The 23,109-nt window shown below is 61.9% G+C and carries 25 protein-coding genes and 1 tRNA gene; 19 read left to right on the forward strand and 7 right to left on the reverse strand.

The features are described from left to right. The first annotated feature begins 2 nt into the window (after positions 1–2). The 4 genes from BM151_RS00465 (at position 3) to BM151_RS00480 (ending at position 2,462) form a co-directional block, all read left to right on the forward strand. Entirely contained in the window at positions 3–539 is a 537-nt protein-coding gene (locus BM151_RS00465; protein ID WP_090055545.1) for a 6,7-dimethyl-8-ribityllumazine synthase, read from the forward strand. Positions 540–553: 14 nt separating this feature from the next. Continuing rightward, positions 554–1,051: a transcription antitermination factor NusB gene (gene nusB, locus BM151_RS00470; protein ID WP_090055548.1), complete on the forward strand. Its 498-nt coding sequence runs from the start codon at positions 554–556 to the stop codon at positions 1,049–1,051. 299 nt (positions 1,052–1,350) lie between these two features. Then, on the forward strand, positions 1,351–1,659 hold the full coding sequence (locus BM151_RS00475) for a hypothetical protein (protein WP_090059018.1): 309 nt from the start codon (positions 1,351–1,353) through the stop codon (positions 1,657–1,659). Positions 1,660–1,985: 326 nt separating this feature from the next. Next, positions 1,986–2,462 (forward strand): MmcB family DNA repair protein, encoded by a 477-nt coding sequence (locus BM151_RS00480; protein WP_090055551.1) that lies wholly within the window; start codon positions 1,986–1,988, stop codon positions 2,460–2,462. 12 nt (positions 2,463–2,474) lie between these two features. Here the strand turns inward: BM151_RS00480 and BM151_RS00485 are convergent, their stop codons facing one another. Beyond that, positions 2,475–2,663 (reverse strand): DUF6324 family protein, encoded by a 189-nt coding sequence (locus tag BM151_RS00485; RefSeq protein ID WP_090055554.1) that lies wholly within the window; start codon positions 2,661–2,663, stop codon positions 2,475–2,477. A gap of 90 nt (positions 2,664–2,753) precedes the next feature. On the opposite strand from BM151_RS00485, the gene BM151_RS00490 reads away from it, so the two are divergent. The 4 genes from BM151_RS00490 to BM151_RS00505 all read left to right on the forward strand — a co-directional run bounded on the left by BM151_RS00490 (position 2,754) and on the right by BM151_RS00505 (position 6,090). Next, on the forward strand, positions 2,754–3,686 hold the full coding sequence (locus BM151_RS00490) for a bifunctional helix-turn-helix transcriptional regulator/GNAT family N-acetyltransferase (RefSeq protein ID WP_090055557.1): 933 nt from the start codon (positions 2,754–2,756) through the stop codon (positions 3,684–3,686). A 63-nt stretch (positions 3,687–3,749) separates the two neighbouring features. Beyond that, a tRNA-His gene (locus BM151_RS00495) sits at positions 3,750–3,826 on the forward strand. A gap of 210 nt (positions 3,827–4,036) precedes the next feature. Then, positions 4,037–5,506 (forward strand): sucrose phosphorylase, encoded by a 1,470-nt coding sequence (gtfA, locus tag BM151_RS00500; RefSeq protein WP_090055560.1) that lies wholly within the window; start codon positions 4,037–4,039, stop codon positions 5,504–5,506. A 395-nt stretch (positions 5,507–5,901) separates the two neighbouring features. Next, positions 5,902–6,090 carry a hypothetical protein gene (locus tag BM151_RS00505; protein ID WP_143093007.1) on the forward strand — a complete coding sequence of 63 codons (189 nt, stop codon included), beginning with the start codon at positions 5,902–5,904 and terminating at the stop codon, positions 6,088–6,090. Between the two features lie 249 nt (positions 6,091–6,339). On the opposite strand, the gene BM151_RS00510 is transcribed toward BM151_RS00505, so the two are convergent. Further along, positions 6,340–6,678: a DUF6476 family protein gene (locus BM151_RS00510; protein ID WP_090055565.1), complete on the reverse strand. Its 339-nt coding sequence runs from the start codon at positions 6,676–6,678 to the stop codon at positions 6,340–6,342. Here BM151_RS00510 and BM151_RS00515 point away from each other — a divergent pair. Continuing rightward, positions 6,677–7,705 (forward strand): RluA family pseudouridine synthase, encoded by a 1,029-nt coding sequence (locus BM151_RS00515; protein ID WP_090055568.1) that lies wholly within the window; start codon positions 6,677–6,679, stop codon positions 7,703–7,705. The genes BM151_RS00510 and BM151_RS00515 overlap by 2 nt on opposite strands. A 41-nt stretch (positions 7,706–7,746) precedes the next feature. Here BM151_RS00515 and BM151_RS00520 read toward each other — a convergent pair whose 3' ends face one another. Further along, positions 7,747–8,448, reverse strand: coding sequence for a DUF4386 domain-containing protein (locus BM151_RS00520; protein ID WP_090055571.1), 702 nt, complete (start codon positions 8,446–8,448; stop codon positions 7,747–7,749). A gap of 93 nt (positions 8,449–8,541) precedes the next feature. On the opposite strand from BM151_RS00520, the gene BM151_RS00525 reads away from it, so the two are divergent. From BM151_RS00525 to BM151_RS00540, 4 genes are all read left to right on the forward strand, one after another. Further along, the gene (locus tag BM151_RS00525) at positions 8,542–9,444 is read left to right on the forward strand and encodes a LysR family transcriptional regulator (RefSeq protein ID WP_090055574.1); all 903 of its coding nucleotides are present in this window, start codon (positions 8,542–8,544) and stop codon (positions 9,442–9,444) included. A 203-nt stretch (positions 9,445–9,647) separates the two neighbouring features. Then, the gene (gene rpoH / locus BM151_RS00530) at positions 9,648–10,550 is read left to right on the forward strand and encodes an RNA polymerase sigma factor RpoH (protein ID WP_090055577.1); all 903 of its coding nucleotides are present in this window, start codon (positions 9,648–9,650) and stop codon (positions 10,548–10,550) included. 235 nt (positions 10,551–10,785) lie between these two features. Further along, a complete protein-coding gene (locus BM151_RS00535; protein WP_090055580.1) occupies positions 10,786–11,796 on the forward strand; it encodes a Gfo/Idh/MocA family protein in 1,011 nt (336 codons plus the stop codon). Between the two features lie 526 nt (positions 11,797–12,322). Continuing rightward, a complete protein-coding gene (locus BM151_RS00540) occupies positions 12,323–13,123 on the forward strand; it encodes an esterase/lipase family protein (RefSeq protein WP_177212980.1) in 801 nt (266 codons plus the stop codon). A gap of 17 nt (positions 13,124–13,140) precedes the next feature. On the opposite strand, the gene BM151_RS00545 is transcribed toward BM151_RS00540, so the two are convergent. After that, positions 13,141–14,319 carry a dipeptidase gene (locus BM151_RS00545; protein ID WP_090055583.1) on the reverse strand — a complete coding sequence of 393 codons (1,179 nt, stop codon included), beginning with the start codon at positions 14,317–14,319 and terminating at the stop codon, positions 13,141–13,143. 147 nt (positions 14,320–14,466) lie between these two features. On the opposite strand from BM151_RS00545, the gene BM151_RS00550 reads away from it, so the two are divergent. Next, on the forward strand, positions 14,467–14,784 hold the full coding sequence (locus BM151_RS00550) for a DUF4389 domain-containing protein (RefSeq protein ID WP_090055586.1): 318 nt from the start codon (positions 14,467–14,469) through the stop codon (positions 14,782–14,784). Between the two features lie 13 nt (positions 14,785–14,797). Continuing rightward, positions 14,798–15,067, forward strand: a complete 270-nt coding sequence (locus tag BM151_RS00555) for a DksA/TraR family C4-type zinc finger protein (RefSeq protein WP_090055590.1) — start codon at positions 14,798–14,800, stop codon at positions 15,065–15,067. A gap of 103 nt (positions 15,068–15,170) precedes the next feature. On the opposite strand, the gene BM151_RS00560 is transcribed toward BM151_RS00555, so the two are convergent. The 3 genes from BM151_RS00560 to BM151_RS00570 form a co-directional block, all read right to left on the reverse strand. After that, positions 15,171–17,003 carry a M3 family oligoendopeptidase gene (locus BM151_RS00560; RefSeq protein WP_090055592.1) on the reverse strand — a complete coding sequence of 611 codons (1,833 nt, stop codon included), beginning with the start codon at positions 17,001–17,003 and terminating at the stop codon, positions 15,171–15,173. 74 nt (positions 17,004–17,077) lie between these two features. Then, the gene (locus BM151_RS00565; protein ID WP_090055595.1) at positions 17,078–18,031 is read right to left on the reverse strand and encodes an alpha/beta hydrolase; all 954 of its coding nucleotides are present in this window, start codon (positions 18,029–18,031) and stop codon (positions 17,078–17,080) included. A gap of 63 nt (positions 18,032–18,094) precedes the next feature. Next, on the reverse strand, positions 18,095–18,385 hold the full coding sequence (locus tag BM151_RS00570) for an SCP2 sterol-binding domain-containing protein (protein ID WP_090055598.1): 291 nt from the start codon (positions 18,383–18,385) through the stop codon (positions 18,095–18,097). Between the two features lie 109 nt (positions 18,386–18,494). On the opposite strand from BM151_RS00570, the gene BM151_RS00575 reads away from it, so the two are divergent. The 4 genes from BM151_RS00575 to fdxA are packed head-to-tail and all read left to right on the forward strand — an operon-like array spanning position 18,495 to position 22,776. Then, positions 18,495–19,052: a tetratricopeptide repeat protein gene (locus BM151_RS00575; RefSeq protein ID WP_090055604.1), complete on the forward strand. Its 558-nt coding sequence runs from the start codon at positions 18,495–18,497 to the stop codon at positions 19,050–19,052. Positions 19,053–19,093: 41 nt separating this feature from the next. Further along, the gene (locus BM151_RS00580; protein WP_090055607.1) at positions 19,094–21,985 is read left to right on the forward strand and encodes a helicase-related protein; all 2,892 of its coding nucleotides are present in this window, start codon (positions 19,094–19,096) and stop codon (positions 21,983–21,985) included. Further along, on the forward strand, positions 21,986–22,384 hold the full coding sequence (locus BM151_RS00585; protein ID WP_245781057.1) for an RNA-binding S4 domain-containing protein: 399 nt from the start codon (positions 21,986–21,988) through the stop codon (positions 22,382–22,384). Positions 22,385–22,437: 53 nt separating this feature from the next. After that, a complete protein-coding gene (fdxA, locus tag BM151_RS00590) occupies positions 22,438–22,776 on the forward strand; it encodes a ferredoxin FdxA (protein ID WP_090055610.1) in 339 nt (112 codons plus the stop codon). Positions 22,777–23,109: the final 333 nt, after the last annotated feature.

The following is a 23,109-nucleotide window of genomic DNA, read 5'->3' on the forward strand; positions in this document are numbered from 1 at the left end:
CCATGGCCGCCGCTGAACAGCATCACATTCTCGACCTGCCGAAGTTCGAACAACCGGTGAAGCTCCTGATCGTCGTTGCGCCCTATTACAAGGACATCGCCGATGAACTCGTGGCCGGCGCCAAGGCCACCATCGAAGAGGCGGGGGGCACCTGGGATCTCGTCGAGGTGCCCGGTGCGCTCGAAGTGCCGACCGCGATCTCGATTGCCGACAAGCTGTCCAACTTCGACGGCTACGTGGCGCTGGGCTGTGTCATCCGGGGCGAGACCACCCATTATGACACCGTCTGCAACGACAGCTCGCGGGCGCTGCAGCTCATGGGGCTTCAGGGCCTCTGCATCGGCAATGGCATCCTGACGGTGGAAAACCGCGATCAGGCGGTGGTGCGCGCCGAAAGCAAAGGTCAAAATAAAGGCGGCGGTGCCGCCGCTGCGGCCTTGCATCTCATCGCGCTTTCGCGCAAATGGGCAAATCCGAGCAAGGGCGTGGGATTCCATACCGACGCGATCAAGCTTGCCGGCGAGACAAAGCCCGCCTGACGAAAGCCGAACACATGACCGCCAACGAGTCCACCGAGAACGAACATCTGAAACCGCCGTCGAAGCGCGAGATGAAATCCGCCGCCCGGCTCTATGCCGTGCAGGCCTTGTTTCAGATGGAGGCCTCGGACATGACGGTGGATAAGGTCCGCCGCCAGTTCTACGATCACTTCTTTGGTCTCGAGACCGAGGAAGAGGGGCTGTTCATCGACGGCGACAGCGATCTGTTTCACGAGATCACCGAGATCGCGGTGAACGATCAGGCCAGGATCGACCAGATGACCGACCGGGCGCTGGTGGCGAAATGGCCGATCGCGCGGATCGACTCGACGCTGCGGGCGCTGTTCCGGGCTGCCGGTGCCGAGCTGCTCTCGGGGCGCACGCCGCCGAAAGTGGTGATTGTCGAATTCGTCGATGTGGCGAAAGCCTTCTTCCCCGACGGGCGTGAGCCGAAATTCGTCAACGCGGTGCTCGATCATATGGCCCGCGAAGCGCGCCCGGAGGCCTTTTGAGGCCAGAGGGCGAGCGAGCCTATTGGATTTGTGAAGCGCGCCCGGAGGCCTTTTGAGGCCAGAGGGCGAGCGAGCAATTCGAACCTGTGAAGCAGGCCCGGAGGCCGTTTCAGGCGAGCGCGCACAGTTTGCACAGTGTGACTTTTATCAACGCCCCGCTTTGTCGGGGCGTTTTGCGTGACGGGTTCCGCGCGCTCGGCACCGGCTGGATGCGACGCTATGGACCTAGAAAATCTCTCAGATTCTGCTACAGTTTTTGAATATGTTTCGGATGCAGGAGCGCTGACATGTCGGATTCGATGCCCAAGCTCGTCAAACTCTATATTACCCAGGTGCTGATCGGCTTTGCCATCGCTGCGGCTTTCGTGGGCGCGCTCATGTATTTCAACGTTGCCAATCTCTGGCATCTGGTGACCCATAATGAGGCCGGGATCATCGCCGTGATCATCCTCTGGTTCGCCAATGGCATCGTGTTTTCCGGTGTGCAATTCGCCATCACCATCATGCGCATGGCCGGGGCGGATGACGAGGATCAGGGCGGCAAGCGTGACGAGATCCCGATGACCGCGCTTGAGCCCATTCCGGTGAAAGTTGCCGAACGCCGCTGAGATCAGATTGCTGAGATGCAGATGCTGAAAAGACAAACGCGCCCCGTATCGGAGGCGCGTTTGTCTTTTCAAAGAAAGGCGGCGGGGGACCACAGCATCCGTAGCAGCGCGATGCTCCCGATGCCTGATATATCAGGTGGGTGCCAGGTAATCGGACCACGGCCCGGACAGAGCCAGCCCCCATTCGGTTGCGTAAGGCCTCCGGAGACTTGCGCCCATGTGTACGTAACGAGCAGATCCCGCCTCGCTCGGAGATAGGGTTTGCGCGGCAGGAGGGCAAGGGGGCAGGCATTGAAATCCTGCGCGCTCTCGATCACTTTCTCTGCATGCCCGAGTCCATTGATCCGTTTTACAGCTCCGCCCAGCCCGGTCAGATCCTCGCCCGGGGCGTGTCGCGCCACCTGCGGACGCATGATTTCGCCTGTGTCGAGGAATTCGTGCCGACCCGGGGTCTGCGTGTCGATGTCATGGCGCTGGGGTCCAAGGGCGAGATCTGGGTGGTCGAATGCAAATCCTCGCGTGCCGATTTCAGGACCGATCAGAAATGGCAGGGCTATTTGGATTGGTGCGATCGTTATTTCTTTGCCGTGGATACGGAATTTCCGGTGGAGATCCTGCCTGAGGAGGCCGGGCTGATCCTCGCCGATGGCTATCAGGCCGAGATCATTCGTATGCCTGCGGAGGATAAACTGCCGGCGGCGCGGCGCAAGGCCCTGACGCTGAAATTCGCCCGCACCGCAGCGCTGCGGTTGCAGGGGGGCCGCGATCCGGGTGTGGCGGCAATGTTCGGGGGAGAGGGGTAGGGCGCTTGGCGCTTACTTGATCTTGCGGGCCTGAGCGGCGGCGGCGCGCAGTTCCTCGGCGATTTCCTCGGCCTCTTCCGGTTCGAAATCCATCGGAATCTCGATGCCACCCGTGGCCTCGATGAACATGCGCACCATGCCGAGCGAGGTGGGGCCGATCTGCAGATTGGCTTCGATGTCTTTTTCCGAGTTGATGCCCATGGGGTCCGGCTCCTTTATGGCTGCAAAGCGTTTAAGGCTTTGGCGATGGTGAGGCAAGGGGGTGTCAATATGGTTGACTGAGTCAAGTATATGCGCCAGCGTGTCCTCATGGATCACGTTTCTCACCTGCGCGCTTTCAACCGCGACTACACGGTCAAACTCGGCCTTCTTGACCGGTCCTATCTCGGTTCCGGGCTGAGCCTCACACAGGTGCGGGTGTTGCAGGAAATCGCCCTTGCCGGCGAGGACGGCACCAGCGCGCGCGACATCGCCAGCCGGATCGGCACGGATGAGGGTTATTTGAGCCGCATCATCGCGGGGTTCGAGGCCAGGGGCTGGGTGCGGCGCCAACAGGACCCGCAGGACGCGCGGCGCAAACGGCTCTGGCCGACCCAAGCCGGCCGGGCGGCTTTCGCGCCTCTGGAGGCCGCCTCGAAAGCCATGATGGAACAGCTTTTGTCGCCGGTGACCGAGGCGGGACGGGACCGGATTTGTGCGGCGCTCACCGAGGTGCAGAGCCTGTTCGCTCCCCCCGCCGGCGAGATCACGATACGCGGGCCGGAGAGTGGCGATCTCGGCTGGGTCCTCGAAGCCCATGCCAGGCTCTATGCAAGGGACGAGGGCTACAATCAGGAGTTCGAAGCCGTGGTTGCGCAGATCCTCGCGGAGTTCGCCAGATCTACCAAGGCGCTGGATCGGGCCTTTATTGCCGTCGATTCCCATGGTCAGCGTCTGGGCAGTACCTTCGTGGTCGAGGAGAGCCCCGGTGTCGCCCGGCTCCGGCTGGTGCTGCTGGAACCACAGGCGCGGGGCCGGGGGCTCGGCAAGAGGCTTCTCGACATGGCGCTCGAGCATGCCCGCGCTTCGGGCTGTCATGAGATGGTGCTCTGGACCCATGAAAGCCATGTTGCCGCCTGCGCCATGTATGCGCGCGCCGGGTTCTCGCTCGTCTCCTCGCAGCCGGCAGAGGCCTTTGGCGCCAAGGTGGTCGATCAGATTTGGCAAAAAAACCTTTTGCCCTGAGGCGATTTTTGCGCAAACTGCCTCTTGCATTCAGCGGCCGGGGACAGTAAATCCCCCGTCAGTGCCGCCTTAGCTCAGTTGGTTAGAGCGCCTGATTGTGGATCAGGAGGTCCCCCGTTCGAGCCGGGGAGGTGGTACCACCCTTCCCCACATCGCTGTTGCCTCTACCGTATGTCGTTTGTGTGGCTTGCGGTCTCCTGCGGGCACTTGCGGCAGGTTCTGGTGCCCGGTAGACCGGGAGGCAAGATGCCGGTGGCATGATCCTCTTCCCACTGGCTTGATGCTGCGCATACCGGCGTGCCCGGCCGGTCGTTTCCTCCCATGTTCAATCCCGTTCGGAGTGACATCCCATGAAAAACAAGGTTCAGCTCATCACCTATGTCGACCGGCTCACCGGCGGCGGTTTCAACGCGTTGAAGGCGATGCTCGAAGGTCCGATGCAGGGGCTCTTCGGTACGGTGCATGCGCTGCCCTTCTTCCCCCCGATCGACGGGGCGGATGCCGGCTTTGACGCCATCGATCACACTACGGTGGATCGCCGCCTCGGCGATTGGGCGGATGTGAAAACTCTCTCGACAGGCACGGATGTGATGGCGGACATGATCGTCAACCACATCTCGGCGCAATCCGCCCCGTTTCAGGATTTTCTCGAAAAAGGCGCCGCGTCCGAATTTGCCGAGATGTTTCTGACCTATGGCAAGGTCTTTCCGGAGGGCGCGACAGAGGCGGATCTGATGGCGATCTATCGCCCGCGCCCGGGCTTTCCCTTCACCAAGATGCGGTTTGGCGATGGCACCCAGCATCTGGTCTGGACCTCTTTCACGGAGATGCAGATCGATATCGATGTGAAAAGTACCCAGGGGGCGGCCTACCTCGACCGCATTTTCGATGCGTTCAAGGCGGGTGGGGTCTCCTCCATCCGCCTCGATGCGGCGGGCTATGCGATCAAGAAGCCCGGAACGAGCTGTTTCATGATCCCCGAGACCTATGAATTCCTGGGCGAGCTGGCGCAAAAAGCCAAGGCGCGCGACATGGACGTTCTGGTCGAGATTCACAGCTATTATCAGGACCAGATCGACATCGCGAAACGCGTCGACCGGGTCTATGATTTCGCGCTGCCGCCGCTCGTCCTGCATGCGCTTTACACCGGCGATGCCGCGCCGCTGGCAAATTGGCTCGAGATCAGTCCACGCAATGCGATCACCGTTCTCGACACCCATGACGGGATCGGGGTGATTGATGCGGGCGCGGCAACCGATGGCCGGCCGGGGCTTTTAACCCCGTCGCAGATCGACAACCTGGTTGAGACCATGCACGAAAAGAGCGGTGGCACCAGCCGCGAGGCCACCGGGGCCAAGGCGTCGAACATGGACCTCTATCAGGTCAATTCCACCTATTTCGATGTGCTCGGCCAGAACGAGGCGGCGTATCTCATCGCCCGCGCCGTGCAATTCTTTGTCCCCGGCATCCCGCAGGTCTATTACGTCGGACTTCTGGGCGGCACCAATGACATGGAGCTGTTGCGGCGGACCGATGTCGGTCGCGACATCAACCGGCATTATTATGGTGCGGGTGAGGTCGAGGCGGCGCTGGCCACGCCGATGGTTGCGGAGCTTTGCGATCTGATCCGCTTCCGCAATACCCACCCGGCTTTCGAGGGCGAGTTCACGCTCAACGTGCTGTCCTCGTCGGTGCTGGAGCTGGTCTGGGAGAATGGCGAGGCCCGCGCCGTGCTCTCCGTGGATTTCGCGACAAAGGCCGCGACGGTGCGGCATGCGGCGGGGACCGGGACGGAAGAGCGCTTTGTGATCGGTGGGTGAGACTGGGCCGGAATGAGCCCATGTCGGACGTTCAGAACTTAGCACCTCGTGCGGAATCAAGGCCGCAGGCCGCCGCACATCGCTGACGCGTCCCGCGCGGCGGCGATTTTGTCAGGACAGCACAATGTGTTGAACTTTTTCGGATTTGGCTGGGGTAAATCAAGAGGCTCATAGCTCAGGCTCGCCACCGCCCGCGTCATCGAGGTGCGGCTTGTGCCAAGACTGTAAACGTCCCCTCCGTCCGCAAAGCCGTCCTTCCATTTCCGGACGGATTGTCTCGCCCCCGGGGCCAAACCTGGATCGGCACCCTGAGCGGTCAGCGACGAACAAAGGGGTGCGACAAAATGTAGCGCCAAATGGGAATCGATGCTATCCTTTCAAAAAGGGAGGACTATATGCATCTTTATTTCGTAGGTTTTACCTACGGCGCATTTGCCATGGCGCCATTGCTCTTTGTCGTATTCGCGGCCCGGACATTGAAAGCGGATTCGGACGCGCGACAGCTCGCTTACCGTGAAGTCCTGGACGAGAACCGTGACGCTGTTCCGGTGATGGCGCAGGCGTCGTGGTATTTCCCATCCTGACCCGTTCGCATGGTTGAGGCCGGTGGGAGGAGTTGACCGGTTTCGGCCCGCGGACACAAGAAGCGGCTCTCGGGCGCGAGAGCCGCTTTTTTATTACACGCGCAGGGTGGGAAGCCCGTAGGGGGGGGGGCGGCTTTCCCCGTTGGTCGACTGGTCGGTCTCTACTGGCCGGCCTTCATTGGCCGGGTTTGACTGGCCGGGGTCGACTGGCCGGGGTCGACTGGCCGGTTTCGAATAGCCGATCGAAGATCAGTCGATCCCGATCCGCTGTCGCAGGGCCCCGGTGGCCGCATCGAAAATCAGGATTTCCTCATCACTTCCGCCCGCCGCGTCCCGTGCGACGATGGCGACCCAGTCAGAACCGCGCGTGAAGGCCTCGGGCGCGAGCCCTTCGGGCAGGGCGAGATTTTCCGGCAGATCGAAGCTGATCGCCGCGCTTTCCCCCTTCAGATCCGGGAAGCGCGTGACAAGCAGGCCAATGAGCACTAGAAACCCGCCAATCATCACCACCAGCAACGTGGTCACCAGCCGGCGCAAGAGCGTCAGCCGGGCCGCGTCTTTCGGATCAATCTCAATCGGATCGTTCATGGCTTCCAAACCTGTCACCAAAGTCGCATTCGTGATCGCGGAGAACCCGCCTAAACGCCTTGATAAGGCGATTGCCCGCGATGTGCCAGAAGAAGCCACCCTGTCGCGCTCGCGATTGACGAAACTGCTGGCCGAGGGCGCGGTAAAGATCAACGATGCGGTGGTGACCGATCAGAAGGCCAAGGTCGCGGAGGGCGACCGGGTCGAGATCACGGTCGAGGAAGCCGCCGAGATCGCGCTTGTGGCCGAGGATATCCCGCTCGAGGTGATCTATGAGGATGAGGATCTGATCGTCATCAACAAACCCGTCGGCATGGTGGTGCACCCGGCGCCCGGCTCGCCTTCGGGCACGCTGGTGAACGCTCTGATGCATCATTGTGGCGACAGCCTCTCGGGCATCGGAGGCGAGAAACGCCCCGGTATCGTCCATCGGATCGACAAGGATACCTCCGGCCTGCTGGTGGTCGCCAAATCCGACAAGGCGCATCAGGGGCTGGCCAAGCAATTCGAGAAACACACGGTCGAGCGCAAATATTACGCGCTGGTCTATGGCGCGCCGGACCCGATGGACCCGCGTCTCAGGGGTGTGAAGGGCGTCGGCTTCGAAGGCTCCAATATTCTGCGTATCACTACGCTTTTGGGTCGTCACAAGACTGATCGTCAGAAACAGGCGGTATCCTTTTCCGAAGGGCGCCATGCGGTGACCCGGGCGCGGGTGGTCGAGCTCTATGGCACGCCGCCGCAGCTCGCCCTGGTCGAATGCTGGCTCGAGACCGGGCGCACCCATCAGATCCGCGTGCATATGGCCCATGCCGGCCACGGGCTGGTCGGCGATCAGACCTATGGCGGGCGCCGCAAGCTTAATCACAAGGCGCTCTCGGATGCGGCGCGCGCCGCGGTCGATGCCTTTCCCCGTCAGGCGCTGCATGCCGCCGTCTTGGGGTTCATCCATCCGGTGAGCCGGGAGGAGATGCGGTTCGAGGCGCCGCTGCCCGAAGACATGCGACGCCTCATCGATCAGCTCTAGGGGGATGGGGGGACAGGTCCCGAGCCGATATGGCGATGCGCTCAGGCGCTTTGGGACCTGTGACCGAACAACAGCCAGAGGCAGAACCACAGCTCGGCCAGAAGCGGGATCGCGTAGGCCGGTTGGATCGCCTCGGCGAGGCCGGGGGCGAGAAGCGTCGCGAGGGAGCCGGTGAGATAGACGGCAGCGGAAGCCATCAACAACATCGGCAGGGCTTTCGGTGCGCGGCCCGAATGGCACAGAAGATGGGCCATCAGTCCGGTGTTCACGGCAAAGAACAAGAGACCGAGATCGTAACCATCGCCCTGTGCCGCCAGAAGCGGGGCGACCATGTCCGGCAATTGCAACGCCACGAGTTGCAGCATCAGCGAGGCGCCGATCACCACCGCCTGAATCAGGCGGAACACCATGGCGGCGCCCGCGAGCCCGCTATTGACCGCGCGGAACACGGAAAACAGCAGAAGCGCCAGGATGACATCGGCCATCAGCATCAGGCTGTCGAGGATCAGGCTGACCCGGAGCGCCAGCGCCTGTGCCGAGGTGTCGCTGGCCGAGAGCGCCATCGGACGGAACATCATGTCGGAGTTGATGCCGGCAAGGATGATCCCGAGATAGGCCACACCGGCCCATCGCAGGCGCAGGTCCTCTTCGAAGCTCAGGGTGAGTTTGGCGTTCGGCTGGGAATGCCCGGAACGGTCTTCACGGGTGGTATGTCGGGGGGGCAGAGGCAGGGAGGCCTGCATGGGGAAACTCCTTCACTGGTATCTGTCGCCTGATACCCATGCTGAACTGTGATATAAATTGCCTAATTCTCTCTATCAGATATACATAAATGCATGGATAGCTCCGAGCACACCACACGAACCGGGCGCGACTGGTCGGCCATCGCTTTCGACTGGAACCGGGCGCGGGCCTTTCTGGTCACCGCCGAGGAGGGCTCGCTCTCTGCCGCGGCGCGGGCGCTCAAGATGAGCCAGCCGACGCTCGGACGGCAGGTCACGGGGTTCGAAGAGGAGCTGGGCGTCACCCTGTTCGATCGCGGCCCGCGCGGGCTCAGCCTCACGCCCACCGGGCTGGCGCTGTTGGAACATATGCGGCGCATGGGCGAGGCGGCATTGGAAGTGACGCTCACCGCCTCCGGTCAGGCCCAGGCTCTCGACGGGCTGGTGTCGGTCTCGGTCTCCGAACTGGTCGCGGCCAATTACATGCCGCCGGTGCTCAAGGCCCTGCGGGAGACCGCGCCGCAATTGCAGGTCGAACTGGTCGTCACCAACGACCCGTCCGATCTGCGCCGGCGCGAGGCGGATGTGGCGATCCGCAGCTTTCGCCCGACCCAGCCGGATCTCATTGCCCGCAAGCTCTGCGAGGAAGAGGTGCATCTCTATGCCGAGAAAGACTATGCCGAAGGGCTCGCCCCGGATCTTTCGAATGCCGCGTTCATCGGCTATGACACCGGGCCACGGTTGCGTCAGGCGCTCGCCGCACTCGGGCTCGATGTGGCGCCGGAGCGGTTCCTGACCCTGTCGAACTCGCATCTGGTGGTGATGGATCTGGTGCGCGCGGGGCTTGGCGTTGGTATCCTGCCTGATCGCGTGGCGGCGCGGGACGGGGATTTGGTCCGTGTCGGTTCCTATCCGCCGCTTTCGCACGCGCTCTGGGCGGTCGCGCACCATGAGTTGCGCACCTCTGCACGCATACGGGTGTTGTTTGATGCATTGGTGCAAAATATAACGTCGTAACGGAGGCGGCAGCTCTGTAACCTTCGCCACATTGGCGTGAGAGCGGTGAAATATTCTGGCAGAGCGCCGGAGAAAGCCGCACCATTCGTTCAGACCTTGAAGAGCATGAAATGCGCGACGGGCCTTGAAAAGGCTTTCAGCCATCCCCAGATGGATGTTAAGCCTTATTACATTGGCGCCTAGACGCGGGAGAGACGTGAAAGATGAGTAATTACGCAAATTTGCCGGCCCCCAGTCCGGAACAGGGGCTCAATCGTTATCTTCAGGAAATCCGCAAGTTCCCGATGCTGGAACCCGAGGAAGAATATATGCTGGCCAAGCGCTGGGTCGATCACGAGGACAGCCGCGCCGCCCATAAGATGGTGACCTCGCATCTGCGGCTGGCCGCCAAGATCGCCATGGGCTATCGCGGCTACGGGTTGCCGCAGGCCGAGGTGATCTCTGAAGCCAATGTCGGCCTGATGCAGGCGGTGAAACGGTTTGACCCGGAAAAGGGCTTTCGTCTCGCGACCTATGCCATGTGGTGGATTCGCGCCTCGATCCAGGAATATATCCTGCGGTCCTGGTCGCTCGTGAAACTCGGTACGACTTCGGCGCAGAAGAAGCTGTTCTTTAACCTGCGCAAGGCGAAAGCCCGGATCGGCGCGTTTGAAGAGGGCGACCTGCGCCCGGAAAATGTCAAACGCATCGCCACGGATCTTGGGGTGACCGAGGATGAGGTGATCTCGATGAACCGGCGCATGTCGGGCGGCGATGCCTCCTTGAATGCCACGGTCGGCAGCGACGAAGAGGGCGCTGCGCAATGGCAGGACTGGCTCGAGGATGAAAGCGCCAACCAGGCCGCCGATTATGAGGCCAAGGACGAGATGGACACGCGCCGCGCGCTTCTCGCCAGCGCCATGGATGTGCTCAACGAGCGCGAAAAGGACATTCTGATGGAGCGTCGTCTGAAAGATCAGCCGGTGACGCTCGAGGAATTGTCGGGCAAATACGAGGTCTCGCGCGAACGCATTCGTCAGATCGAAGTGCGGGCTTTCGAGAAACTGCAAAAGCGCATGCAGGAGCTCGCGAAAGAGCAGGGCATCCTCGAAACCGCCGGGGAATGACCCCGGTGCCGTGTCGCGCGAAGCCGCAGGCCGGACGGTGAACGACCGGCAGTCTGACCTCCGGGTTCATATGGTTTTCTGACGGGGCGCCACCGAGGCGCCCCGTTGCCGTTTGGCGCCCCCGTTAAAAGCCCCAAAGGACAGGGTCGCGGGTGATTGCGCCGGGCTTTTCATCCTGCCTCTTTGCCTTTCCCCGCGACTGCGCCATGTTGGGGACGAGGAAGAGGAGGTACACATGACACAATCCCCCACAGACCCGCAAACCGGGACAGATGCCGGCCCGCTGCGCATTGGCGTGCTGGGCGCATCGCATTTCGCGCTCGAACATATGGCACGGGCCATTCATGAGGCCGAGGGGGCGGTGCTGGCCGCTCTGGCGACATCCTCGCTGGAAAAGGCGGCGCCGTTTCAGGCCTTTGCCCCGGATCTCGAGGTGTTTCTCGACTATCAGGCGATGCTCGCCTCGAATGCCATCGATGCGGTCTATATCCCGCTGCCCAACCACCTCCATGTACACTGGAGCCTGAGGGCGCTCGAGGCCGGCAAACATGTGCTTTGTGAAAAGCCGCTGGCCGCGACAGCGGGGGAAATTGACGCGCTCATCGCCAAGCGCGACGAAACCGGGCTGGTCTGCGCCGAGGCCTATATGATCGTGCATCATCCGCAATGGCAGCGGGTGAAGGCGCTTCTGGCATCCGGTGCCATTGGCGAGCTGTGCCGGGTCGAGGTCGGGTTTTCCTTCGACAATTCCGCCGATGCCGACAATATCCGCAACCGGCCGGAGACCGCCGGCGGGGCCATGGGAGATATCGGCGTCTATGCCCTGGGCTGCGTGCGCTATGCCAGCGGTGAGGAGCCGCGCGAGGTGACCCATGCGGATATCACCTATGAGAATGGCGTTGATGTCACGGCCGAAGTCTCGGCGCGCTTTCCCTCTTTCGATTACCATGGCTATGTCTCGATGCGCATGGCGCCGTTTCAGGAGGCGCGGTTCCATGGCCGCAAGGGCGTGATCAAGGTGGCTGTGCCGTTCAACGCCGGTGTCGCGGGCATGGCGGCGCTCGAGATCACCGATGCCGATGGCGTGATGCGGTGCGAGGCCTTTCCGACCGTGCGCCAATATGTCTGTCAGGTGGAGAATTTCGTGGCCTCCGTGCGCCGGGGCGTGGCCTATCCGTGGACGCTCGAGGATGCCAGGGGCACGCAGGCGTTCATCGATCAGGTGTTCGCGAAAAGCCGGGGCTGACAGGACCCGCATTTGACACGGATCAAGGTTGGGCCCTGCGACTCGGGCTAGGCTTTAGGTGTTGGAAAGGCAAGGAAGGGAGGTCGACATGAGAATGTCACAGCGCTCCGGCCAGAACAACGAGGAGGAACCGCCGATTCATCGCGGCCTCTGACTTAGGTGATCCGGATCCGTGGAGGGATGTTTGGACACAGGGTCGAGGCAGAGGTGAAAGGAACCGCCGCATGGGTGCCGCCGATTGAGGCTGATGAGACCCCGGATGAAGCGAGACGGAGGAGCATGTGCCCCCTCGCTCAAAGGGCCGACACCCATCGCGGAGGGGACTATGGAGGCAAGTCCTTCTGGGAGGTAAGAGGTAAGGGCGCCCTGATCGGGCGCCCATGTTTTTTGGGCAGGTGTAATCCCACAGATAGCTCTGCCACGGGGCTGGCGCGTAAATGTCGGGCTCTCGATGTGAGACGGTCCGATGAGAGCAAGGCCATGCGGATGTCTTGCCGCGAGGCCTCATGACCTCCATATCAAGCGGATGACGCGGTTCCTTATCCTGTTTTCTTATATCTTTGTCCTGTTGACCATGAGCCAGCCCGCGGCGGCGGAGAGAGCGGCCACGGAGAGATTGGCCACGCCGGTTGAACCGGAGGACGCGCGTTGCGTCATCCTGTTGCACGGGCTGGCCCGTACCGACGCTTCGATGCTGGTGATGGCGCGTGCACTCGGCGCGGTCGGGTATCGGGTGATCAATCAGGCCTACCCGTCCCGCGATGCCCCGGTGGCGCTTCTGGCCGATCCGGCGCTGCGTGCTGCGCGGGCGGGCTGTGCGGCCGATCCGGCACCCGATGTGGTGACCCATTCGATGGGGGCGATTCTGTTGCGCAGTTTCGCCGCGGATCACCCCGATCTCGACTGGGGCAGGGTGGTGATGCTCGGTCCGCCCAACCATGGCTCGGAAATCGTCGATGTCTTTGGGGCATATGCCGGGTTTGCCGCGGCCAATGGTCCGGCCGGCTTGCAGCTTGGCACCGCTGGATTGCCCGAGGCGTTGCCGCCAGTGCCCTTCGAGGCCGGTGTCATTGCCGGAACCCGGTCTCTGAACCCGCTCCTGTCGGCCGTTGTGCCGGGGGAGGACGATGGCAAGGTCTCGATCGAGAGTACGAAAGTGGCGGGGATGCAGGCGCATCTCACCCTGCCGGTGACCCATACATTCATGATGCAGAACCCGCAGGTGATCCTGCAGACCCTCGGCTTTCTGGACCATGGGGCCTTTGACCCCGATCTGAGCGCCGCAGAGGCGCTCAGACGGCTGGTTCGGCTCGGGTTGGAGCCGTAGTCCGACCTGTTGCGGGCCTATTGCGGCAGGATCTGCCCGAGAACCCGCAACATGTTCTCGCCCATGACGGCGCGGATCTGCGCCTCTGACAGCCCCTCATCCATCAATGCCTGGGTGAGGGCAGCCAGTTCGGAGGCGTCGAACTGTGTCTCCACCGAGCCGTCAAAATCCGATCCGAGCGAGATCGATTCGATGCCGATGGCGTCAATCCCGGCCTTGATCGCCCTGGCAATGCCCCGGGGCGTGGCGTCACAGGTGACGTCCTCCCAATAGCCGATGCCGATCACCCCGCCGCTGGCGGCGATCTCGCGCATCAGATCATCGTCGAAATTGCGTTTCACCTGACAATGGGAATGGATGCCGGAATGCGACACCACCACGGGCACGCCGCTCTCGGCGGTCATCTCCAGCACGTCGCGGGCCATTTTCGGCGAGGCATGGGCCAGATCGATCACCATTTGTTTCTCGATCATCTCCCGGACCACGGCACGACCAAACTCGGTCAGCCCCTCATTGCCCTCGCCATGCAGCGAGCCACCGAGCGCATTGTCGAAGAAATGCGTGAGTCCCATCAGCCGGAACCCGGCGTCATAGATCCGGTCGAGATTGTCCAGATCGCCCTCGAGCACATGGCCACCTTCCGAGCCGAGGATCACGCCGGTCAGATCGCTGCCGCCGGCGCGGGCCGCGAGCACCGCCTCGAGATCGTCTTTGTCCAGCACGCGTTTCACCTGATCCGGGGCCTTGGTCTCGTAGCCTTCGAGCCGGTCGGCCATGTAGAGCCCGCGTTCGGTGAGGTTGAACCAGCTTTTGACCGGCCAGAGCTCGGCCAGGGCCAAAAGCGTGATGTTGTCGCGCGCGTCCGCCGAATTTTGTTCGTAATTCTGCCCGGCCGGGCTCTTGGTCACCGTGGTCAGCACCTGCACCGCGACATTGCCCTCGCGCAGGCGCGGAAAATCGACCTGGCCGCGATCGCCGCGCTGCAAGAGATTGCGATTCCACAACAGGCTGTCGGCATGCCAATCGCCGATCCGCAATGTGTCGTGCAAGGCCTGTGCCTCTGCCGACACCGGGTAGGGCGCATGCGCCACCACCGGGTTCTGTCCCTTTTCGACAATGCCGGGCAGGATGCCGAAAAACACCACCGCGCCCAGAACGAGCAAAAGCCCGATGCCACGTCCAATCCATTTGATCATTGAAAATCCTCCCAGTTTACCCAGATAGCCTAGGGGCAGCGATATTTTGGGCAAAGCGAAACCCTACGTCGCACTGCGTGTGAGAGGAGGGTTTCCCTCTGTGACAAACGCGCTAGACTGCGCCTTGAGAGAGACAGAGGACAGACCATGGCCGACCCGCATGAATTCGATCACGTGATGCCCGATCTTGGGGGCGAAACGAAAAAGACGCCCGAGGAAATTTCCGAGAACATCGGCGGGCGGATCCTGTTTTCGATCATCATCTGGATCATGATGAATCTCGCCTCGACGATCATCGGCGTTCTGGCGATCCTGCAAACGATCATCCTGATCGTGAATGGCAAGAAACCCAATGAACGTGTCGCCAATGCCGGCACCGATGTCGGCATCTGGTATGCCAAGGCGACTCGCTACATCACCGGCGACAGCGAGGTGAAACCCTGGCCCTGGACCGAGCTGGATTAAGGGGGCGACCGCGATGGCCGGAGGCTGGGCAAAAGATGGCGCGGTGAGCGAACAGATCGAAGCCTCGATCAGTGACGAGCTGGCGCGGATGAAACAGGGGCGGGTCCCCGTGGGGGAGAGCTTTGTAGAATGCGCCGAATGTGGCGAGGAAATCCCCGAAGCCCGGCGCAAGGCGGTGCCCGGCGTCAAGCTTTGCATCGACTGCCAGAACGAACGCGACCACCGTTACAAACCGCGCGGTGGCATCAACCGGCGCGGGTCGAAAGACAGTCAGTTGAAGTGAGCGATGGGGCAGGCCGCGACAGGTCTGCGCCCGGAGATGTCTGCAAAGCAAAAGCCCCGCCGGATCAGCGGGGCCTTGTTGATTGTCAGGGCAGGGCTGCGCCTCACTCCATCGCTTCCAGCTCGTCGATGAAGCCGGAGATCATGCTGAGCCCCTTGTCCCAGAACTTGGGATCGGAGGCGTCCAGGCCGAAGGGTTTCAACAGCTCGGTGTGATGCTTGGAGCCGCCGGCCTTGAGCATGTCGAAATATTTCTCCTGGAAGCCCTCGGGGCTTTCCTCGAAAGCCGCATAGAGCGCGTTCACCAGACCGTCGCCAAAGGCATAGGCATAGACGTAGAAGGGCGAATGCACGAAATGCGGGATATAGGACCAATAGGTCTCGTATTCCGGCATGAATTCGAACGCCGGGCCGAGGCTCTCGCCCTGTACCGACATCCAGATCTCGTTGATCGCCTCGGGCGGCAGCTCGCCACCTTTGCGCGCCTCGTGCAACTTGCATTCGAAGTCGTAAAAGGCGATCTGGCGCACCACGGTGTTGATCATGTCCTCGACCTTGCCGGCCAGAAGCACCTTGCGCTCGGCCTGGCTCGACGCTCCCTTCAGGAGTTTCTGGAAGGTCAGCATCTCGCCAAAGACAGACGCGGTTTCAGCCAGCGTCAGCGGCGTGGAGGAGAGAAGCTCGCCCTGATCGGCGGCCAGCACCTGATGCACCCCGTGGCCCAGCTCATGCGCCAGTGTCATCACATCGCGCTGTTTGCCCAGATAGTTGAGCATGACATATGGATGCGCGTCGGTGACGGTCGGATGGGCAAAGGCGCCCGGGGCCTTGCCCGGTTTCACGCCGGCGTCGATCCAGCCGCAATCAAAGAAGGGCGCGGCGATCCCGGCCATGCGCTCGTCAAAGCCCGCATAGGCCTCGAGCACGGTCTCTTTCGCTTCGTCCCAGCCGATCACGCGCTTTTCCTCCAGGGGCAGCGGCGCGTTGCGGTCCCAGACCTGCAGCTTGTCGAGGCCCAGCCAGCCGCGTTTCAGCTCGTAATAGCGGTGCGAGAGCTTCGGATAGGCGGCGACCACGGCATCTCTGAGCGCCTGCACCACCTCGGGTTCCACGTCATTCGAGAGGTGGCGCCCGGTCTGCGGCGTCGGCATGCCGCGCCATTTGTCCTCGATCTCGCCCATCTTCGCCAGGGTGTTGTGCACACGGGCGAAAATCTTCTTGTTCTCGCCCAGAACCTTGCCGATCTCGCGGGCCGCGGCTTCGCGGACCGCGCGGTCCGGTTCGGTCATCAAGGTGGTCGCGGCCTCGATCCCGAGCTCTTCGCCATTCACCTCGAATTTCAGGTCCGCGACGGTCTCGTCAAACAGTTTGTTCCAGGCCGAGGCGCCGACCACCGACATGTCGTGTTCGTAGCGCTCGAGCTCGTCGGAGAGCTGATAGGGGCGCATCTTGCGCATGCGTTCAAAGATCGGCCGGTAGCGCGAAAGATCCGGGTGGGTGAGCACCTGTTCGATCTTCTCCTCCGGGATGCGGTTCACCTCGAGCGAGAAAAATACCAGGGGTGCTGTGAAATTGGTGATCTTGTCCTGAATGTCGGAATAGAATTTCGCCCGCTCGCCATCGACCGTGTTCTGGTAGTAGAGAAGCCCGGCAAAGGAACCGAGACGCCCGGCGACCTGGGAAATCCGCTCATTGCGCAGGATGCATTCATACATGCCGTCGCCATCGAGATCGGCGAGCTTGCCCTCGTAGTCATGGGCAAAGCTGTTGCAGGCCTCTTCGAGCCAGTCGAGATCGCGTTTGACCTCGGGTGCATCGGTGGCAGGGTAGAGATCGGTGAGGTCCCAGTCCGGCAGGTCCCCGAACTCTCCGCCACCGCTCGCCGGGGCTGCGTCGAAAACCGGTTTGGGGCCAAAGCCCGGCATGCTGAACCGCATCTGATCTCTCCTAAATTCCTTCGGTTAAGAACAGATAGGGGCTTATCCCGGCGGATGCAAAGCCTCAGGCGGATTCAGGCGGATCGTGATTGAATTTGCGCCGCGAACAGCCCGGCGAGACGGTCGTAGAACATGCGCCGCGTTGCCGGTGTTTCCATCGGGATCTCGTGCCTTGCGCCCGCCACCTCGACCAGCTCGCAGCTCGGCCAGCGGGCGGCGAGATCGCGCACGGCATTGGTGTTGACGATTTTCTCGTCGCGCCCGAGAAAACACAGCACCGGCACATCGGGCAGGGGATGGGCATGGGCCCAGTCGTTTTCCGCGATCGCCTCGGTCACCCAATGCGACGATGGCCCGCCCAGCGACAGGTCGGGCTGGGCCAGCACCTGATCGGTCATGTAATCGAACATGTCACGATCAGAGGTCAGAAGATTGTCCTCGAACCCGTGCCAGATCATGTAGCTTTCGGCTTTGGTGCCGGGCGCCCGCGTGTTCTGCAGTCCCAGCGCGTGAAACACCGGCGAGACGAAACGCACCAGCAGCTTTTGGAGGGGAGAGAGGCCGATGCCCCACATCGGCGCGGAAAATCCCGCGGCGAGGAACGGCTTGCCCTCGATCAGGGCGCGGATGCCGATGGCGCCGCCCATCGAGTGACCGATGATGAACCAGGGTTTCGGCATCGCCCTGGCCTCGGCCAGCGCAATCACCGCGTCCAGATCTTTCTGATAATCGGCGAAATCCTCGACATGGCCGATCCGGCGGTCTTTGAGCAAGCGATCCGCGATGCCCTGTCCGCGCCAGTCGATGGCGAGGCTGGCAAAGCCGCGGGCGGCGAAATCCGCCGCCCCACGGCCGTATTTTTCAACGCATTCGGTGCGTCCGGGCAGGATGAACACCGTGCCTTTGGCGCCCTCTTTCGGCCAGAGCCCCGCACGAATGCGCACCCCGTCCGTTGTCGTCAGCCAATAGGCTTCACCCGTGTCGGGGCCATCGGCAATATCGGCGAAATAGGGGGCGCGTTCGGTCATAAGAAAAGTCTTTCGATGAAATCGGTTAAATTCCGACTTACCCTAGGCTCTCTTGGTTGGGAATCAAGCCAGCGCTGAACCCAGCTGCATCGCCATGCCCATGTCGCCATCGACCGAGAGCTTGCCCTGCATGAAGGCGGCGGTCGGGTTGATCTCGCCCTCGATCATGCCCTGGAAGGTCTCGAGATCGGCGGTGAGCGTGACATCGGCCTCATCATCGGCCGCACGCACGCCGTCGCCATCGACGACGATGGCGCCTTCGCCTTCGATCACGAATTTCGCCACGCCGGCGGCAAAGCCACCTTCGATTTTTTCGGACAGGGCCTCGACGGCTTTGGTGATGATATCGCTCATGTGTTTTCTCCGGTTGTCTGGCCGCCATATTGTCCGAAAACGCTCCGAACGGGTGCCACGCATTTGTGACTATGAACATGGGGGCCATCTGGCTACAATCCAGAGTGTTATGAAAGGATTGCGACAGTTTCTCAAATGTGCCGTTACGTTCGGGCTGATTTTTGCCGGAACCACCGCTTTTGCGGGGTCGAACGCGCGGCTTGATGAGCTGTTCGGGCAATTGTCCGGGGCTGATCCTTTCGATGCCGGGCGGATCGAAAGCGAGATCGCGCTGGAAATGGCGCGCTCAGGCTCGGATTCCATGGATCTGTTGTTGGAACGCGGTCGCATGGCGCTCGAGGCCGGCGATATCTCTGGTGCGATCGGCCATCTCACCGCGCTCGTGGATCATGCGCCCGAGTTTACCGAAGCCTATAACACCCGCGCCACCGCCTATTTCATGGCCGGTCTCTACGGGCCCGCGCTCAAGGATATCGGCCAGGTGCTGACCCGTGAGCCGCGCCATTTCGGCGCGCTTTCGGGCCTGGCGCTGATTCTCGAGGACACGGGGGATGCGCCCCGCGCGCTCGAGGTGCTTTTGAAAATTCAGGAGATCCATCCGAATATGGAAGGCCTCGCGGACCGCATCGCGCGTCTTCAACTGGCGCTCGAGGGCACGGCGCTCTAAAACTCTCAAAGCGACTCGAAAAGACCAAGAAGGCGAAGCTGATGACGGGCATGACCGGTCGGATCACGGCGGTGCTCGGCCCCACCAATACCGGCAAAACCCATTACGCGATCGAGCGGATGCTGGCCTATCGCACCGGCGTCATCGGCCTGCCTTTGCGGCTTCTGGCGCGCGAGGTCTATGACCGCATTGTGGCCGCGCGCGGGCCGTCGGTGGTGGCGCTGGTGACCGGCGAAGAGCGGATCGTGCCGCCGCGCGCGCAATATTGGGTCTGCACCGTCGAGGCCATGCCCACCGGCATGGGCGCGGATTTTCTCGCGGTCGACGAAATTCAGCTCTGCGCGGATCCGGAGCGCGGCCATGTCTTTACCGACCGGCTGCTCCATGCCCGCGGCACCCATGAGACCCTGTTCATGGGCTCGGATTCGATGCGGGGCGTGATCGCCCAGCTGGTGCCCAAGGCGCAGTTCATGCAGCGCGATCGCTTTTCGCGGCTGACCTATGCAGGTTCGAAAAAGATAAGCCGTATGCCGCCACGCGCGGCAATCGTCGGGTTTTCTGTTGATGATGTCTATGCCATCGCCGAGCTTTTGCGGCGCCAAAAAGGTGGTGCGGCGGTGGTCATGGGTGCGCTCAGCCCGCGCACCCGCAACGCTCAGGTCGAAATGTATCAAAACGGCGATGTCGATTATCTCGTCGCCACCGATGCCATCGGCATGGGGCTCAATCTCGACGTCACCCACGTTGCCTTTTCCTCGACGGTGAAATTCGACGGCCGCCGGATGCGCTATCTTGCGCCCAATGAGCTGGCCCAGATCGCCGGCCGGGCAGGGCGCTATCAGACCGATGGCACATTTGGTGTGACCGGCGAGGCGGAACCTTTCGAGGAAGAGGTGATCGAAGCCATTGAAGAGCATCGCTTCACCCCGCTGAAGAAACTCAACTGGCGCAATTCCCGGCTCGAATTCGGTTCTGTTGACCGGCTGATCGCCTCGCTCGAGATGGCGCCCAAGGATGCCAATCTGGTCAAGGCGCGCGAGGCCGACGATCTGCAGGCGCTGAAGACGCTCTCGGATCTGAAATCCGTGCGGCCTCGGCTCAGGGGCGCCAAGGATGTCCGGCTGTTGTGGGATGTCTGCCGCATTCCCGATTTTCGGGGAATCAGCCACGGCGAACATACATCGCTTCTGGAACGGATTTTCGAGTTCCTGCATGAATATGGCCGGGTGCCGGACGATTGGCTGGCCCAGCAGATCAAGCGCATCGATCATACCCAGGGCAATATCGATACCCTGTCTAAAAGACTCGCCTATATCCGCACTTGGACTTATGTTGCGCAGCGAGAAAACTGGGTCGATGACGAAAGCCATTGGCGCGGCGCGACCCGCGCTGTAGAAGACCGACTGTCGGATGCGCTGCATGGTGCTCTGACGCAGAGATTTGTTGACCGGCGGACGAGCGTGCTCCTTCGGCGGCTCAAGCAGAAGGAGGGCCTTGTGGCCATTGTGAACGACAAAGGTGAAGTGACGGTTGAGGGCGAATTCGTCGGCCGTCTTGAAGGGTTCCGCTTTCAGCAGGACAAATCCGCGACTCCCGATGAGGCCAAGACGCTGGCTCAGGCGGCGATGGCGGCTCTGGCGCCGGAATTCAGCCTGCGCGCAGACCGGTTCTACAACGCACCGGACACCGAGATGGATTTCACCGAACAGGGTGGTCTGATGTGGGGTGAGCATGCCGTGGGCAAGCTGGTGGCGGGCGATGACGCTCTGAAACCGCGCGCCGTGGCCTTTGTCGACGATGGCGTCGCTCAGGATGTGGTGGACAAGGTCCAGCGCCGTCTGCAGCATTTCATCGACCGCAAGATCGCAACCTTGTTCGAACCGCTGCTGAACATGTCGCGGGACGAGACCCTGACCGGGCTGGCGCGGGGCTTTGCCTTCCGTCTGGTCGAGAACCTCGGGGTGATCCCGCGCGATCAAGTGGCCCATGAGGTCAAGGAACTGGATCAGGACGCCCGTGGCGCGCTGCGCAAACATGGCGTGCGCTTCGGTCAGTACACGATTTTCATGCCGCTTCTGTTGAAGCCGGCGCCGACCCGTCTGCGTCTGCTCTTGTGGGCGCTGAACGCCAAGTTCGACACCTTCCCCGACAGCCCGCCGCCGGGTCTGGTGACCATTCCGGCCATGGTGGATGCGCCGGAAGGCTATTACGCCATGTCCGGTTATCGCCTGTCCGGTCAGCGCGCGATCCGCATCGACATGCTGGAACGTCTCGCCGACCTGCTGCGCTCTCAGGACAGCCGTGGTGGGTTTGAGGCCAACCCGGACATGCTGTCGATCACCGGCATGACGCTCGAGCAATTTGCCGACCTGATGGGCGGCATGGGCTACAAGGGTGAGAAGGGCGAGCGCGTCAAAGTCAAAGCCGTCGATCAGGTGATCGAAGCGGAGGCTGCGCCGTCCGAGACCCCCGACGAGGCCGCTGCCGATCTTTCCGGCGTTGCCGCCGAGATCCCGGATGAGGGCGAAGCGCCGTCTGCCGAGATCGCCGAGCCGGCGCCGAGCGAGGATGAAGCCGCGCAGTTTGCCGAGACCGAGACTCCCGAGGGTCAGGCCGCGGATGCCGGTCTGAACGAGACCGAGATGGAGGTGTTCTACACCTTCACCTGGGGGGGCAACCGGGGCGGCAATCGGAATGCCGGTCGTGGCCCGCGTCGTGAGGGCGGGGATCGTCCGCAGGGCAAGAAAGGCGGCGGCAAACCGCAGGGCAAGAAAGGCGGCAAGCCGCGTCGTGACGGTGGCCGGGATGGCGGCAAGGGGCAGGGCGGCAACCAGCCCAAGACCTTCTCCGCCAAACCGCCGCGCAAGGAAAAGCCGATCGATCCGGACAACCCCTTCGCCGCCGCGCTCATGGGGCTGAAGGACAAGAAGTAAGTGGAAAAGCGGGAGACCATCCGTCTCGACAAGTGGCTGTGGTATGCCCGCTTTTTCAAAACCCGCGGGCTGGCGGCGAAAGTCGTCACCGGCGGCCATGTGCGGGTGAACTCGGCCAAGGTCGCGAAAGCCGCGACCTCGGTGGGGCCGGGTGATGTGCTCACCTTTCCGCAAGCGCGTGACATACGTGTGGTCAAAATTTCCGTCTGTGGCACGCGCCGCGGCCCGGCGCCCGAGGCGCAGGGGCTTTATGAGGATTTAAGCCCGCCCGTGTCACAAGCGGAGAAACAGGCCAGCGAGGACTATGTTCCTCCTGCGCCGAAGTATGAGGGAAAAGGTCGTCCGACCAAGAAAGATCGTCGCACCGGCCTCCTTTCCCGCCCAGACATGCTTGATTGATCTGTCACATGCCTTTAGCAAAGGCGCCAGAGTTTGGATTTGGATGAGCCGACATGACCTACGTCGTTATCGATAACTGCATCGCCTGCAAATACACCGACTGTGTGGAAGTCTGCCCCGTGGATTGTTTCTACGAGGGTGAGAACATGCTGGTGATCCACCCGGATGAATGTATCGACTGTGGCGTCTGCGAACCGGAATGCCCGGCCGATGCGATCCGCCCGGATACCGAGCCGGATATGGAGAAATGGGTCGAGCTCAACCGCAAATACGCGGAGCTTTGGCCGGTGATCCTCGAGAAAAAGGATCAGCTGCCCGAGGCCGAGGAGCGCGACGGCGAGAGCGACAAGCTGACGAAATACTTCTCCGAGACGCCGGGCGAAGGGTCCTGAGCCCACCGAGTCTCGCTGCAACTGCACAGGCCGGTGGCACTGATTCGCAGTTTGAAAAGGGCCCTTTCGGGGGCCTTTGTCATGTTTGCCGGCGGGCGGAGTGATGTTAAACCGTTGGAATCTCATTAAGCCCCTGAAAAACGGAGGCTTATCGCCTCCGGTAAGGCGCTGTGCTTTCTTTGGGGCGTTTTTTGTGCTATGATGGGGAAACCATGACAGGACATATCGACCTCAAGCCCCTTAAGCTGCGCTTTTCCGGGGATTGAGTTTTTCGCGCCAAATTTCCGGTCGTAAGCGCTTTTGAAAAGGTGTTTTGCGGCGTTTCTCGCAGGT

The organism is Celeribacter neptunius (assembly GCF_900113955.1).
In the GTDB taxonomy this organism is placed as follows: Bacteria; Pseudomonadota; Alphaproteobacteria; order Rhodobacterales; family Rhodobacteraceae; genus Celeribacter; species Celeribacter neptunius.

Bases quoted from the DNA above. Each gene is read 5' to 3' on its own strand.
- BM151_RS00575 (WP_090055604.1), top strand. From the start codon at position 18,495: ATGAAAGGATTGCGACAGTTTCTCAAATGTGCCGTTACGTTCGGGCTG.
- BM151_RS00570 (WP_090055598.1), bottom strand. From the start codon at position 18,385: ATGAGCGATATCATCACCAAAGCCGTCGAGGCCCTGTCCGAAAAAATC.
- BM151_RS00520 (WP_090055571.1), bottom strand. From the start codon at position 8,448: ATGCAGGCCTCCCTGCCTCTGCCCCCCCGACATACCACCCGTGAAGAC.
- BM151_RS00480 (WP_090055551.1), top strand. From the start codon at position 1,986: ATGCCCGAGTCCATTGATCCGTTTTACAGCTCCGCCCAGCCCGGTCAG.
- BM151_RS00475 (WP_090059018.1), top strand. From the start codon at position 1,351: ATGCCCAAGCTCGTCAAACTCTATATTACCCAGGTGCTGATCGGCTTT.
- BM151_RS00505 (WP_143093007.1), top strand. From the start codon at position 5,902: ATGCATCTTTATTTCGTAGGTTTTACCTACGGCGCATTTGCCATGGCG.
- BM151_RS00580 (WP_090055607.1), top strand. From the start codon at position 19,094: ATGACGGGCATGACCGGTCGGATCACGGCGGTGCTCGGCCCCACCAAT.
- nusB (WP_090055548.1), top strand. From the start codon at position 554: ATGACCGCCAACGAGTCCACCGAGAACGAACATCTGAAACCGCCGTCG.
- gtfA (WP_090055560.1), top strand. From the start codon at position 4,037: ATGAAAAACAAGGTTCAGCTCATCACCTATGTCGACCGGCTCACCGGC.
- BM151_RS00560 (WP_090055592.1), bottom strand. From the start codon at position 17,003: ATGCGGTTCAGCATGCCGGGCTTTGGCCCCAAACCGGTTTTCGACGCA.
- BM151_RS00540 (WP_177212980.1), top strand. From the start codon at position 12,323: ATGACGCGGTTCCTTATCCTGTTTTCTTATATCTTTGTCCTGTTGACC.
- BM151_RS00490 (WP_090055557.1), top strand. From the start codon at position 2,754: ATGCGCCAGCGTGTCCTCATGGATCACGTTTCTCACCTGCGCGCTTTC.
- BM151_RS00525 (WP_090055574.1), top strand. From the start codon at position 8,542: ATGGATAGCTCCGAGCACACCACACGAACCGGGCGCGACTGGTCGGCC.
- BM151_RS00510 (WP_090055565.1), bottom strand. From the start codon at position 6,678: ATGAACGATCCGATTGAGATTGATCCGAAAGACGCGGCCCGGCTGACG.
- BM151_RS00555 (WP_090055590.1), top strand. From the start codon at position 14,798: ATGGCCGGAGGCTGGGCAAAAGATGGCGCGGTGAGCGAACAGATCGAA.
- BM151_RS00565 (WP_090055595.1), bottom strand. From the start codon at position 18,031: ATGACCGAACGCGCCCCCTATTTCGCCGATATTGCCGATGGCCCCGAC.
- rpoH (WP_090055577.1), top strand. From the start codon at position 9,648: ATGAGTAATTACGCAAATTTGCCGGCCCCCAGTCCGGAACAGGGGCTC.
- BM151_RS00485 (WP_090055554.1), bottom strand. From the start codon at position 2,663: ATGGGCATCAACTCGGAAAAAGACATCGAAGCCAATCTGCAGATCGGC.
- BM151_RS00550 (WP_090055586.1), top strand. From the start codon at position 14,467: ATGGCCGACCCGCATGAATTCGATCACGTGATGCCCGATCTTGGGGGC.
- BM151_RS00515 (WP_090055568.1), top strand. From the start codon at position 6,677: ATGGCTTCCAAACCTGTCACCAAAGTCGCATTCGTGATCGCGGAGAAC.
- BM151_RS00465 (WP_090055545.1), top strand. From the start codon at position 3: ATGGCCGCCGCTGAACAGCATCACATTCTCGACCTGCCGAAGTTCGAA.
- fdxA (WP_090055610.1), top strand. From the start codon at position 22,438: ATGACCTACGTCGTTATCGATAACTGCATCGCCTGCAAATACACCGAC.
- BM151_RS00535 (WP_090055580.1), top strand. From the start codon at position 10,786: ATGACACAATCCCCCACAGACCCGCAAACCGGGACAGATGCCGGCCCG.
- BM151_RS00545 (WP_090055583.1), bottom strand. From the start codon at position 14,319: ATGATCAAATGGATTGGACGTGGCATCGGGCTTTTGCTCGTTCTGGGC.